This window comes from Petralouisia sp. (genome assembly GCF_056822245.1).
In genome coordinates this window covers 10323-25658 of record NZ_JBQIOP010000039.1, presented here as the reverse complement: position 1 = coordinate 25658, position 15336 = coordinate 10323, and the positions used below count along the sequence as shown (strand labels likewise).

Here is a 15336-nt window from a genome sequence, read left to right as displayed (position 1 = left end):
CTACGTCTTCCTTTCCCCAACAGCGCGTTTGTTCTCCCTGCCAGCAAAAAACTGCTTCTTTTCCTCTGTGTCCAGAATGCAGACCTGCTTGCTTTGTCCCATCATCTTGCCATTCTTTGCCAATTGTTTCTCATAACGTCCAAAACTTCCTGCGCACAGATAGGAAATCCGAACTTTGCCAATTTCATTCATCTTCCGGCAGCCCTGATATTCATAATTTACACGGCACAGGCACTCATCTAAAATATCTTCTGCACCTGAAATGCTGAGATCTGTACATTCCAGATGAAACTGATACCGTGGCAATAGGTCTGACATATCTTCCTGTACGCAATACCCAATAATTTCACATTGCATATGCAGCGCAAACTGTCTGACAGCCTCTGTAAGCTGTTCCAGGTTACTTTTTTCTCCGGCAATATTGAGTACCTGATTTTTACGATAACAAAACTGTACGATGGGAGCTTGCCCATACCAATCCACCACTTCTATCACATCCCCCATACAATAGCGATACAGCCCGGAGTGGTTTGTAAATACAAGTTCATACCGTTCCCCGATGTTAATCTCCCACATAAATAAAGGCCGTTTTTCTTCTATCTGCGCCTCATTTAGTGGCAAAAACTCAAAAAACCCCGCCTCTGGAAAGAGAATATAACGATCTGTCTGATCCATCTTCTCTGCAATGCCGAAAATCCCTTCTGAAGCCGCATAGGCATAAGGATGGATGGGAATATCCCCTGCATATTCCTGCATCTTTTCTGTATAATAAGCAAAGGATTTCCCGCCAATTGCCAGCACATACCGAACCCTGGGCCAAATCTTCTTAATAATACCCTTATGCAGCGTATCATGGGAAAGAAGGCGCAGCTGTGCTGCCCGCAAAGGGTTGGGTGGCAATTTCCGCTCTACGTACTCCCGCCACCTGGGGCTTAAGTCCACACATTCATCCACCCTTCCAAGCTCCATATCCTTCAGCAGCATTTCCCAGTTTCGCCAGATATAGTCCAAAACCCCTGCTACCCGGTTGACAAAGACGCCATGTATGGCACAAAGATCCTGCTCTGCCAGGGCAAACCTCACCTTAACATAACGCAAATCTTCCAGCGTATCAGGAAACAACACTTCCTTGGGTACACAGTAATCTTCTGCATCAAATTGCCCGTCCCTGTCCAGCCACTGGTAAACGCACCCGGAACGGATGCCGTTCATAGTGCCATTTTCCATGTAAGTCTTTGCAAACTCCCCGATCTGGAAAATCTTGCCAAAGACCTCATTTTCCGGCAAATCCCGGTAATAATCTTTTACCATGCCGAAAAGAAGTCCGTATGCATAAGTATACTGAATCTTTAAATCTGTTTCCGTAAGCGGGAGATACTTCGCATCCCCGGTAGTGCCTGAACTAATACAATAATAAACGGCCGGCTCTTCTGTCAGAACCTTTTCTTCACCTGCAATCATTCGCAGAATGTAATCCTCATAATCCCCATATACACAAAGCGGCACTTTTTTCTGGAACTCCCCGACAGTCTTAATTGCCCCAAAACCATATTTCTTACCATATACAGTTTCGTGGTTGCGGTGCATAAGCTCATCGAGTATCTGCATTTGCACTTCGGCCGCCCGTTTTGAGGTATCTTTAAGTAAATCTATAGATTCCTGCCCCAGTTTTCCATAATTGGTTTTCATTCTGTCCACTGTCTCCTGTCATATGTAAATTTGAATTGTATTCATGCCAAATGTCCGCTGATACATTGCCTCCTCCACCATATCCTCAATCATGCGGATCCCCATATACATATCATAAAGCCCTTCTTCTTTCCCCGGCGCGCCATCCCCCATCTGCCCTTTATCTTCTGTGCTGCATAATGGATTGAATTCTCTGCCGCTGTAACGGATGCGGATGCCGATAACGCCCTCTAGGGAATATACCCGGAGGTCAAATTCTACGCTGTTTTCCTCATTAACAGACAGAATCAACGTCATCATCTCTTCCATCGCCAAGCTCACGCGCATGACCTGTCCGGGAAGCATGCCGTTTTCCTCACAGAACACTGTAATCTTGCTGCTGGCGTCGCAAATATCCTCATCCTTGCCCTGGACAGAGAAATTAATAACTCTTCCGGTCTCCTCCAATGTATGGTCCATCAGCAGGAAACGGGAACAACGCCTGTGGAAATGTTGATATATGCCTGTCGCCGCAAACCAGACAAGCAACGTAAGTATTTCACCTGTAAATAAAAACCACCAGGGACTGAAGCTTTGCTGGCAAAGCAGAAACAGACTTGCACACGGCATAACAAACGTGCGTAGAAAAATAATGGCATTTGCCCACATGGCATATCCCGACACATTATAGTATCCGGACAAAATACAGTTACACAGCGCAGGAACCATGCCAAACGACATGCACAAAAAGGCAAATCCCAGCGGTTTCGTCAGCCCATACGCATCTGCTATCAAATCTGCCCCCGCAAGAATCGCAGCGGAAAATAAAAGACAATAGGGGATACCGCTCTTGATTTGCCTTGCCAGCAGCAGGCGCGCGCTCTGATTGTCATGTTCTCCGCTGTAAATGCCCAGCATTGCAGATGCTGCCTGGGGCACTCCGCCAGTAACGCTTTCCTCAAATGCGCTGATACAGTTCACCGCCGTAAACGCTGCAACCAATTCGCTTCCGCCGCTTTGTAAAAGCAATATGTTTACCACCATGACACGCAGTGTCTGAAACAGATTATTCGAGGCGGACGGACTGCCCGCCTTGGCAATGCGCACAAAAGAAATGCCCTTACAGGCAACACACATCCCCAAAGGGAAACTGCTCTTTTTGCCGCACAGCCAGACGAAGCCCAACAGACAGGAGAGCGCTGTTGCCGCCACACTGGCAAGGGCAGCCCCAAACACGCCCATGTCAAAGACATACAAAAACAACAAATCCAGCAGGACATTTCCCACGCCCATCACAAGCATCATCCATGTGACCTGCCGGTTTCTCCCATCCAGCCTGAGATACCAGAAGGGAACGTAAATGAGTATTTTCGGCAAAGTCCCGGCAAGGGTCACTCCCACATACTCCATTACCAGAGGCGATACCTCCTCCTGGGAACACAGCAGCCCTGCCAGAGGTTTTATGCACAACAGCCCTGCCGCCGTAATCACTGCTGAGATAAGCACGCACCAGAAAACCGACATCTTGTAAAGCTCCTGCGCCTTGCTGCTCTGATGATTTCCAATTGCCTCCGCCGCGCAGATGGCAGTCCCCGATACGATAAAGGAACCGGCAATACACAAAACAAGGTAGACTGGTAAACTAAAATTAATGGCAGCTAAGGCATCTGTCCCGAGCCGCTGTCCCACAAGGATGCCATCTGCAAGAATATTAATATTACCGCTTAAAATAGATAAAATACAGGGAATCAATGCTTTCCCATATGCCTTTTTTAGAAACTGCTCATTCTGCTCCAGTGAAACGGAAAATATCTGCTCGCTCATACACTCTCATTTCTCTTAATAGCATTCCCAAACACATCTAAACTTACGGCTCTATCGTAAGGATATCGGCAAATCCGGTTACTTCAAAGATCTCCATAATCGTCTCATTTACCTTCACAACCTTCATGCTGCCCTGCTTGTTCATCCGCTTCTGTGTACCCAGAAGAATACGCAGCCCCGCCGATGACAGATAGTCAAGGGCGCCCATGTCAAAGGTCAGTTCCGTTACTCCCTCCAGACTGCCGGACAGAACCTTCTCAAGTTCTGGCGCCGTTGTCGTATCTAATCTTCCCTCCAGGGAAATGCATAACTGGTTTCCATTTGAATTCTCTGTGATCTTCATATTCGTCTCTCCTTAATCTCCAATATCTGTGTGTCCCTGCTCAAACTCCCATTGCAGGCCGTACTTATCAATAAAATAAAAATATTTGGTATTGCCCAAAATATCCGCCGCTTTCTGCTTGCCCTGGGCATCCTTCTCTTTGGCTTCATCAAAATAATGAAAATCTGACGGCAGTGTCTTGCTGATCTGGTAAACCTTATAATCTTCTGTGGTATTAATTAAAGTTACGTCCGGCTGTGACTTTATGTATTCAAAAGCCTCCTCAATATTGATGACTTTCAACGCCACATGTCTGGCACCGCTGATATCATTGGCTTTAAAAATCACAGGTTCCTGGCGGCCCTTAGGATTGTGGTAGCACATCAGTTCAATGGTAAACTTTGTTCCCGGCACATCCATAAAGCCAATAGAAACATCCCCTTCTTCTGCTTCTTTTATAAAACCTCCCGCCTGGAAAAAGCCTTTGTTCTTCCAATGGGGAATATGCTGGTTAGGAACAGCGCCCAAAATCCTCTCATAATATCGAAACGCCTCCATCACATCATCCACAAAAATGCATACATGGGATAATCCTGTAAAAACCGGTTTTTTCATATTGTATTTCTCCTTTCTTTCACTGTCATTTCATAAAATCAGGGTGTCAAAAGCACTTTTCATGCTCCATATCATATTAACAAAATATTATCCCAAACTGTATTTTTCGGGACAATTGATATTTATTTAGGGATAAATCCTAATTTTTTCGGATATTCAGCTCCACCACTGTGTTATTCATGTTCAATACCCGCATATACTGGAATTCGGATGCCATCTTCTTAATCAGGGCAATCCCTCCTAAAGCCACCGCTTCTTCCTTCTGCTGCTGATACTCCAACGGATTAAAGGGTATGCCGTCGTCACGGATTCTTAACATGTACTTATCATCCTGTATGGTAAAACTGATATCCATATAATTTTTCCCGCTGCGGTAGCCATACTGCACAATATTGGCGGCAATTTCCTCCACGGCAAGGCCAAGGACCGTGGCATCCCGTTCACTTATGCGGTTGTCTGCACAGAATGCAAACAGCTTTTCCCGAAAAGCAATCACCTCTTCCAGATTGCTCTCAACAGAACAGTCTAAGAACTTCTCATCCGTGATCTGCGGCAGCATATAGACGCCGCCAGCCTCAAATTTTCCGCTGCGCTGTCCCATGATCCGCCAGAGAGCAGCCAGAAAGATAGTAACCGCCTCGCTTACTACTGCCATCAGGCATACACCGGGAAGCCCCCAGAAGAAAATCCCTGCCAAGGTAAGCGGCACGATCACCACAAATCCCTGCAATACAGTCACTACCGTAGACAGGCCCGGCTGTAAAATTGTCTGGTAGTAGGACATGAGGAATTTATTATACACATAAAAGGGAAAGCTGCAGGCAAAAATACGCAGCGCCATCTCACACATTGCAAGCATATTGCCTTCTGTGATTCCAAATAACCCGGCAATCAACCCGGGAACGGCAAAAAATATCACCAGTAAGATGACGATTGCCATGTAACTGTAGGTGAGCACTCTTTTACAGAGGGTACGGATGCCATAATAATCACGTTCTCCATAGAGAATCCCTGCAATATTCTGGACCAGTCCAATAATTCCCCCTACACACAGTTCCGCAATCAGCACGGCATTGGCACAAACAGAATAGACTGCCATAGGGTCTTTTCCCAAAATACGTACAATCGCAGAATTGATAATCACAGATTTCAGTGCTGACATCAATGTAAAGGCTGCACTGGGGATTCCTGCCTTCATAGAAATCCTCACGTATTGCAAGGCTTTTTTATCCAGTTTCCGCAAACGCAGCATCCGCTGTTTGGAACGAAAATAAATTGCCACCGGCGCCATTCCAACCAGGTAACCAATCACTGTAGCCAGCGCGCTGCCTGCCATGCCCATATGAAAGCCCTGGATAAACACAAAATCCAGAACCAGGTTTACTACATTGGCAATGATGAAAAGCGCACTTCCTAACTGGGGATGGTTATCTGCATTCATAAAATAACAGAAAATAATGGCCACTGTCAGAATAGGGATTCCCGCAACATTTACCATAATATACGGCTCAGCCAGCGCAGCTAAATCATTATTTCCGGCAAGCAGCATGGCTGCAGGCCCCGGCAGGATTGGCGTAAACAGCGCAAAAAACACTGATATTGCCAGCCCGGCTGCCAGCGAGGCGGTGAACACCCCGCTGGCTTTTTCCATGTCCCGTTTCCCAAGAAACACAGCCGCTTCAGCCGCGCCGCCCATAGCAAGCATTAAAGCCGCCATCTGCAACAGTAAAAGTATCGGCATAGAAATTTCAATCGCCGCCATCGCCTCCGCTCCCAGTAGGTTCCCGACAATCATTCCATCCACCACATTGCCAAGCTGCATTGCAACTGTCATCAGTACTCCTGGCAGAATATACTGGTGGATTTTTTTATTGATTAAAAACGCATTTCTCTCCATAGAATCCTCCTGTAACTGTTTGGATGACTGTGCTGTCTGTTATAACCTTCCATCAAAGAATCCCAACGTCTTAAGGGCTGTCAGCGCATTTTTAAGGTAAACGCTGTCTGGCATCGGCCACTTAAACCCAAGACGGTACAAGGCTTTGGTGGTGAAGCTGTTGTCTGCATCTATGTAGACGGCGCTATTGTCCGCATCACTGGATGCATAGGCAATCAGGCCGGAGATCAGTTCGTTGTTCTCCTCATCCTCCAGGGCTGTAAAAAGCGCCTGCCTGAAATCTTCATCACTGACCGTTTCCACAAGAATGCCAGACGCATTCATCTGTTCTATCACATCCGCCATCTGGATTAAATAACTGCTATAAGCATGGAACACTGTAAATCCGCCCTGAACCGCAGACAATTTGACAATTGCCTCTGCCGTAGAATCAATGGGTGAAAATTCCGTCGGCATATCCAGCATGGACACCGGGAACCTGCCGAGGGCCACATATCCCCGCAGGGTGCGCATAAATCCGTTGGTCACGGAGTTTATCTGGAATTCACCGTCGCTGATGCGGCTCATCAGGTTCCCCACACGGATAACCTTGCCTTTCATGCCCTGTGCCGCTGCCTCTAAGACAGCCTTTTCTGCACGGAATTTCGTGTCAATATACTTATTGGAAAGGCTCTGCCCAAAGTAAAGTTCATTCTCATACAGTTTCTTCTCCTGTGGGAATTTGCCGCCCACATTCTCCCCGGCAATGCTGACCGTAGAAATCTGAATCAACTCGCGCCCTGTCTTTTTACACAAATGGATCAGATTCAAAACGCCCTGATAATTCACCTGCTCCAAAGTGTCATCCGCAGAGAAATGCTTCACACATGCCGCGCAATTAATAACCCTGGAAAAGCCGTACTGCTCAAGGCTGTCTACCTTGTCAGGGTCTGTGATATCCCCTTCAATCAATTGGATCCGGCTGCCGAATAATTCTTCATAGGGATTGCTGAAATAATACACCAGCATGCTCTTTAACCGTTTCTCCAAGGTGGAGGCTTTGCCCTTGCGCATCAGGCAGTATATTACATTATCCTCGTTGTCTATCATGTTCTTTAAGATGTGCGCTCCCAGGAAGCCATTTGCGCCTGTAAGCAGGACATCGCCCAGTGCAGATGGGACAATCTCATCCACATGCTCTACCGCATTGCAGCTTAACACCTGCTCTAAGGCGCTCTGTCCTTCACCGCTCTTTTCCTCTCCTTCTGTGGCAGCGCTTCCTCCCTGCAGCTTCTGGATATGGCGTTCCAGTTCCAAGGGCGTCTTATACTCGAACAAGTCGGCATACGCTACCTGAATGCCTGCGCTCATGCACTTCATCGCCACTTTAGACGCTGATAGGGAAGTACCGCCGTTTTCAAAGAAATCATCCTCGATGCCAATCTGATCCACGCCGAGAGCCATCTCAAAGATTTCACATAATTGACGTTGCAGTTCTGTGCGCGGCTTCACATAATTCTTATTCTCCACGGTATACTCTGGCTCTGGCAGGGCGCGCTTGTTGACCTTGCCGTTATTGGTAAGGGGCAGTTCAGGAAGCTGCATAAGCACGCTGGGCACCATATAAGGCGTCAGATATTTCTGCATGAAGCAGGTCAGATTCTGTTTCTCCACCTGGCTTTCGGCCACAAAATAACCGCATAAGAACTGGTTGGAATCTTTTTCTTTTACAAGCACTACGCTGGATTTGACCGTGGGGTACTGGTTCATGACATTTTCAATCTCATCCAGCTCCACGCGAAGCCCCCGCAGTTTTACCTGGTTATCCATACGTCCCATAAATTCAATCTTGCCATGGTGGTTCCACTTGGCCAAATCGCCGCTGCGGTAAGCCTTCATACCCTCAAACTGGATGAATTTGTCTGCTGTCATCTCAGGCTTGCCCACATAGCCCCTGCCGACGCCGTTTCCAATAATCAATAATTCGCCTGGTACGCCGGCGGGAAGCAGGTTGCGGTACTTATCAATCATTACCATTTTAATGTTTGACATCGGTTTGCCAATCGTAATCTTATCCCCAGTTACCTGGTCGAAGGCACAGCCAATGGTGGTCTCGGTGGGCCCATAGCCATTAAAGGTAATGGGATTGGTTCCCAGAGCCATAATTTTGTCATAGAGCGCTTCTGGAAATGCCTCCGCACCTACGTTAAAGACCTTGATCTGCGACAAGGATTTCTTCATCTCCGGCATGTCAATAATATTGATTAAAAATGACGGCGTACAGGTCAGCATATCCACGCCATTTTCCAGTATCAATTTGGAAAGCGCAAGTGGATTGTGGATTTCCTCTTCGTTTGCCATACAGACGGTAATACCGTGGTACAGTGGGATACATTCCTCCAAAATGGAAACGTCAAAGGTAATCGCCGCAAATGCCAGTGATACCGTGGCATTGTATACATAGGACTGGGCCTCTACATTGTAGGGGTTATCATCCACATAGTTCACCAGATTCCGATGTTCAATCATGACACCCTTAGGCTTTCCGGTAGAGCCGGAAGTATAAATGCAGTAACACAGGTTCTCTGGACGGATATCCACCTTAGGATTCTTAGTATTGCCATCCTGTTCCAAAAGCTCCTCCAAAATCAAAACTTTGGCAGACAGATTTTCCAGCAGCTTTTTCCGCTCTTTTGCAATCGCTCTGGGCATCAGCAAAAATTCCGCTCTTGAATCTTCCAGAATATAGCTGATACGCTCATCTGGGTATTCGGGGTCTATGGGCAGAAATGCGCCGCCTGCTTTCATAATGCCCTGCCTTGTGGCATAGACATCTACCGTTCTTGGCAGCATCACGCCTACCATCTGCTCGATGGATAATCCCAGTTCAATGAAATGGTTTGCAATCTTATTGGCATTCTCATTCAGTTCACGGAAGGTTAGGCTCTTGCCGCAGGCGATTACTGCTGTTTTATCTGGATAAAGTGCAGCCTGCCGCTCAAACAATATGTTTGCTGTGGTCTGCTCCACTGCATAATCCGTTTCATTATAGCGATCCAGCTCCTGGCGTGCCTTTTGGCTAACCATGCAGACTTCCTTTAACTGTTTCTTATCCTGGAATTCCTGCACTACCACCGAAAGACTGTCAACCAGCCCGGCAATCGTGGATTCTTCATACATATCACTGCGGTATTCCACCTGATAGCAGATCTCGTTTTCATTTATCATTACGTCTATGGACAAGGGCGCCTTTGCCGTGTCTAAGGAAAGCTTCTCACTGATGGCCTTTTCCCCAGCAATCGTATCAAACAGGAAGTTGTCGCCCTGGAACGCAAACATAATATCCGCCTTAATACCGTAAGCCCTGCTGATTTCTGCAAAGGAATAGATGTCGGCGTTCATGCTGTTCACCAATTGTTCGCCAGTTTCTTTCAGGTAAGAGCCAATCTCCTTTTCTCCATCCAGATTACAGTGAACTGGAAGTGTCTTCACCAGCATATTGATGGTAGACGACAGCCTGGAATCATTTCTGCCATTATAAATGGTTGTAAAGACTGCTTCATCTTTATAGACATAACGTCCCGTCACGAATCCAAATGCCGCTGTAAACAAGGTATTCAAGGTAATCTTCTGGTCGGTGCAGAAGCGGCTCAGAGCTTTCATATCAGCTTGATCTGCCCTTTGATATAAGCCGACTCCAGGCGTCTCCTTCCTGTGGTCCTTAGCTGGAAGGAAATCGGTGTCGCAACCCATAAAAATACCATCATAGTATTGTTTGGCAAGGGTATATTCCTGTCCCTGCAGCGCTTTTTGCTCCACAAGTGCAACCTCATAACCGCTGAATTTTTCTTTTTCCAGTGATTTTCCGTTATAAGCCTCATTCATGTCACGGAGGAAAATACCGCAGGACTCCCCATCGCTGATAATATGGTGGAATTCTAAGAAGAGATAGTTGCCGTCCTGTGTATCAAATAATTGTATACGAAACAGCCTGTCGCCAAGGAGTTGATACGGTTTCACCAGTTCTTCCCTTTGCAGCTCCTTGCATATCTTAACTTCAAACGGAAAATCATCTTTGCGTTTCTGCAAAATATCGCCGTTATCATCCAGCATAAGCGTCGTCTTAATATAAGGATGTGACTCTACCGTCTCCTCTATCGCCTTTTTTAAACGTTGCAAATCAACATTTTCTCCCAGGCGGAACAGGAAAGGAATATTATAAATCGTGCTTCCTGGGTTGGCTGCGCACTCTACAAAAATACCATTCTGTGTCTGAGTCAGCGGGTATGTCTCCTGTTTTTCAAAGGTCTCCTCACGGCTGCTGTCTGTCAGGAATTTTTCTAATTTTTCTACTGTGTCATGCTCCTTTAAATCCTTATTGCGAATGACTGCCCCCGCAAAGGCATTCGACAGCAGCACGTTCAGCTTGACTGCGCCAATGGAGGTGAGCCCTGCCTTATAGATATCTGAGTTTGCGCCAAATTCTCCATGTCCAATGACTTCTGCTATGCAGTCAAAAATCTTTTGCTGTACTTCTCCCTTAGGCATCACGAAATCTTCTTGCTTGCGCTCTGGCATGGGCAACGCGCGCTTATTTACTTTTTGGTTTTGATTTAGAGGTATCTTGTCAATCTGCATTGTTACTGCTGGAACCATGTAGGGTGGCTTGCTCTCTTCGATAAATGCATTCATCCCATCCACATCAACTTCTTGGTCGGAAACCACATAAGCGGCGATGTATTTCCCACCGGATGGCTCGTCAAAAGCTGCCACCGTAGCATCTTTAATGCCTGGGTAACGACGGATAATCTCTTCTACCTCAGTCAACTCGATACGGAAGCCACGGATCTTCACCTGACCATCCCGTCTTCCAATGAACTGGATGTTTCCATCTGGCAGATAACGTACAATGTCGCCAGTATGATAAATCCTGCTATATTCCGGCAAATCGCTATACGGATTGTCACCATATACTTCCGCCGTTTTCTCTGGACGGTTCAGGTAACCCCGAGATACATGGATGCCAGAGATGCACAATTCTCCTGGCACGCCAACTGGAACCCTTCTGCCCTGCTTATCCACAATATATAGTTTCACATTTGGCAAAGGCTTGCCGATAGGCAAATCCTCCTCGTATTTCTCAAATGGGTAGGTAGTTGTTAATATCGTACATTCTGTAGGCCCATACACATTCAGGTAATGGGTGCTGCCGCAAGGCGCAAATGGCGTCAACGCTTCTCCGCCCATCAGCAGATATTTCAAATGGGTATTCTTTTCATCCGCTCCATTGCCGGAACGTGCCGCACCAGAAAGCATGCTGGTAGCAAAGGCCCGTCCAATCTGGGTGGTCATAAATGCGTTGGTAATTCCATGTTCCTCAAAATACTCATGCAATGCATTTAAGTCTAAACGTATCGATTCATCTATAATATGAAGCACCGCACCGGACGTCAGCGTGGGGTACATATCCATCATATTGGCGTCAAATCCATAACTTGCATAGGCTGCCACACAGCTATCTTCTGTCAATTCATAGTTCCTGCGATAGCTGTCGCAGAACGCTGTAATATTTCGATGCTCAAGCATACAGCCCTTGGGCACGCCTGTTGAACCTGAGGTGTAGAGCAGGATAAACAAATCCTCGGGTTTTGGCGGCTCTGGGAGTTTGTCTGCCTTGGGTAGACCTGGAATATCCTTTGTCAGTAAAACTTTGCCCTGCCACTGGGGTACCAACGGCAAAAGCTCCTCCTCAGCAATCAGAAGCTTTGCTGCAGAATCCTCCATCATAAATGCTAACCGCTCTTTCGGATAGGAAGGGTCTAAAGGCTGATATGCCGCACCGGACTTAGAAACGCCAATCGAAGCAATCGCCATGTATTCACATCTGGGAATCAGCACAGATACCACTTCTTCCCGGCCAATGCCAAGCCCTGCAATATAGGCGGCAAGACGGTCTGACATTTCATCCACCTGGGCATAAGTATAGCTTCTATCCGTGTAGACAAGGGCTGTGTGATCTGGCGTCTTTCTCGCCTGTGCCCGGAACAAATCAATCACCGTTTTACTGCGGTCATAGGAAACTTCCGTCTCGTTAAAACGATCTAAAATCTGTATATCCAGTTCAGACGTAAGGGCAATTTGTGCAAGGCTTTGGCTGGCTAACATCCCTTTTAAAACTTGCAGCAGCATATTAAGTAAACCGCGTGCCGTCTCCTCACAATATAAATCTGTGCGGTACTCCAGGGAAATCTCATATCCTCCCCCTTGCTTCATCACCATCACGGAGACATCCGCTTGCACATCGCCGGTAGCAAGCGGCACTGCTGCATACGTTCCGCCATCCACTGACAAGCCCTGAAACATTTCTCCTTGGTAGACAAAAAGAATATCTGAGGCAATACCGTAATCTTTCGCCAGCTCAGCAAAGGAAATACAGTCATGACCCATCACCTCATAGAAGTCTTTCTGGAAGTTTTGCAGATATTGTTCCACAGACGCACTTTCCTCCCAGGAATGGCAAATTGGCAGGGTACGCACGAACATTCCCGTAGAATTTGCCATATTCACCGTATGCCTGCCGTTATTCACCGTACAAAACAGGCTCTTATTTTCCCCGCTGAATTTTCCCAACGTATAGGAAAATGCCCCCAGAAACATTGTATTTTCAGAAATTCCTTTCTGGCGTACAAATTGCTCCACTGCCATGGACGACAATTCCTCGCCTAGAGAAATTCTAACTTCATTGCTGGCAGGTGTTATCGTCTTTTTCTTATAATCTTTTATTAATGCTTCACCAATATCTTCACCTGCAAATTTGCCCGCAAAAAATTCCCGTGCTTTCTGATATTTGGCAGTATCTTTGAGAGATTCCTCATAAACAGAGAAATCCATCAGGGAAATTTCCTCAGATTCCGGCTCCTCTCCCTGGTAAAGCTTAGAAATTTCATCAAGAAATACCTTAACAGATGTGCCGTCAAAAATAATGTGGTGCACGTCAAACAGGAAATAACATTTGCTGCCACAACGGTACAGTGCCATGCGGTATAGCGGCTCTCCTTCTAACCGGAATGGGCGCACAAATGTCCTTTTGACGGCTTCGATATCCTCTGTTTCCCACTGGCTGACATCTGCTCTCAGATATTCAGGATGCAGGCGCATCACCGGTGTTCCCTTGTTCAAGGCAATGTTCACGCCAAAAGATGGATGCATGGATACTGCCTTTTTCACAGCATCCTTAAATTTATCCACATCAATAGTAGATGGAAGCTCACAGCACATAGGAATATTGTACATTGTCGATTGTGGGTCATTGACACATTCTAAGTAAACGCCAATCTGGGAATCAGTAAGGACATATTCCTCCCGCTTTTTAGAATGCTTCTCCAACTTATCTTCCTGTTTCTCTTCTAAAAGCGCCGCAATTCTTGCAGGCACTCTGCCAATCAGTACCAGTTCTGGCGCTAATTCTATATCACTGAGGAATTCTGCAAGTTTTAAAACATTGATAGAATCTCCGCCCAGTTTAAAGAAATCGTCATCCACACCGACCCTGCCGCAGTGCAGAACTTCTTCAAAGCCTTGGCAGATGCGTTTTTCACAGTGGCTCTTCGGCTCTTTATACGTTGTCTTATATTCGTCTAACCCTGGTGGCAGCAATACCGTACGGTCCAACTTGCCATTCACATTCTTGGGCAGGCTGTCCAATCGTTTAAAGAAACGGGGAATCATATAATCAGGAAGGGTCTCTTTCAGATAGGCACGAAGCTGCTCCACCTTTATTTCTTCTGCTGACACATAGTATGCACAGAGGTAATTCTGCCCATTTTCATCTTCAAAAGCCTTTACAACTGCACCTTCCACTTCTGGCATAGACGAAATGCGCAATTCAATCTCCCCGGATTCCACGCGCTGGCCATTGATTTTTACCATCCAGTCCTTGCGGTTGACATAGACGTAATTGCCGTCCGGCATCCTGCGACCCATATCTCCGGTATGCAAAAGAATGCTGCCATTCTCCTGTCTCATAAATGTCTTTGCGCTCTGCTCCTCTAAATTAAGGTAAGACTCGGCAAGGATGCCCTTGATGCAGATTTCGCCCTCTTCTCCATCCGCAACTTCTTTTCCGTCCTCATCCAGCAGGAAAATTTCGAATCCCTCCAGCGGCTTGCCAATGGGCGTGTTTTCCATAGGCCCCTCAACTTTATAGCTTAAGGCCGTCGCTGCGGTCTCACTGGAGCCATAGCAGTTATACAGCTCATAACCATCCCCTGCCAGCATGGAAACACGTTCGCTTCCGGTGGACACTTTTTTCAAGGTACGGCTCTTATTTTTAAACAGCCGCAGTATCTGTGGGCTGATAAATGCGCAGGTAATGCCTTTTGCGGCAAAATAATCCTCCAAAAGCCGCACATCTTTCCTTGTCTCTTCCGGCAGGATATGGGAACAGCCGCCACGGGAAAGAACAGCAAAATACTCTAAGATTAAAACAACGAAAGACATGGGAGCTCCCGCTGCCTGCACATCCTTTTCATCCACATTCATAACGCTCCTATTCCGCCAGACCCCTTGCGTAAGGCTGGCCATAGTATGTACAATCCCCTTGGGGCGTCCAGTAGAGCCAGAGGTATAGATAAGCATGGCGCGGCTGCTATCCTCCCTTGCTACCGGCTGAATAGGTTCATACGTCCCAATATCTGACATCCAGCCATCATCAATCACTGCCACCGCCTTGCAGTCCTCTTTGATATAAGAAAGCCGTTCCTCGGGGTATTCCGGCAGCGCCGGGACAAACGCGCCGCCGGCCATTAGAATGCCCAGTTCCGCCGCAATATACTCCATCTTCCTGCCCATGCAGACCATGACGGCTTTGTCTGACATTACCCCTGACTTCAAAAGCTTAGCGGCAATCCTGCGGCTTAAGGCTTCAAGCTCTCCATACGTTGTCGTCCGCTCCCCATTGCAGTCCGCTAACGCCGTCTTTTGCGGGTATGTGCGCACTACATACTGAAACTCATCCAAAAAATTCATTCTT

6 protein-coding genes are annotated in these 15336 nt (G+C 46.9%); all 6 read right to left on the bottom strand.

Going from position 1 to position 15336, the window contains the following annotated elements:
• The 6 genes from ACTO17_RS14530 to ACTO17_RS14505 all read right to left on the bottom strand — a co-directional run bounded on the left by ACTO17_RS14530 (nt 1) and on the right by ACTO17_RS14505 (nt 15332).
• The gene (locus tag ACTO17_RS14530; protein ID WP_482558440.1) at nt 1-1689 is read right to left on the bottom strand and encodes a GH3 auxin-responsive promoter family protein; all 1689 of its coding nucleotides are present in this window, start codon (nt 1687-1689) and stop codon (nt 1-3) included.
• 18 nt (nt 1690-1707) lie between these two features.
• Nucleotides 1708-3492: an MATE family efflux transporter gene (locus ACTO17_RS14525; RefSeq protein WP_482558439.1), complete on the bottom strand. Its 1785-nt coding sequence runs from the start codon at nt 3490-3492 to the stop codon at nt 1708-1710.
• A 43-nt stretch (nt 3493-3535) separates the two neighbouring features.
• Nucleotides 3536-3835: an STAS domain-containing protein gene (locus ACTO17_RS14520; RefSeq protein ID WP_172539429.1), complete on the bottom strand. Its 300-nt coding sequence runs from the start codon at nt 3833-3835 to the stop codon at nt 3536-3538.
• 12 nt (nt 3836-3847) lie between these two features.
• Nucleotides 3848-4429 (bottom strand): VOC family protein, encoded by a 582-nt coding sequence (locus ACTO17_RS14515; protein ID WP_172539430.1) that lies wholly within the window; start codon nt 4427-4429, stop codon nt 3848-3850.
• A gap of 139 nt (nt 4430-4568) precedes the next feature.
• A complete protein-coding gene (locus ACTO17_RS14510) occupies nt 4569-6326 on the bottom strand; it encodes an MATE family efflux transporter (protein WP_482558438.1) in 1758 nt (585 codons plus the stop codon).
• 39 nt (nt 6327-6365) lie between these two features.
• On the bottom strand, nt 6366-15332 hold the full coding sequence (locus ACTO17_RS14505) for an amino acid adenylation domain-containing protein (RefSeq protein ID WP_482558437.1): 8967 nt from the start codon (nt 15330-15332) through the stop codon (nt 6366-6368).
• Between the last annotated feature and the right edge of the window lie 4 nt (nt 15333-15336).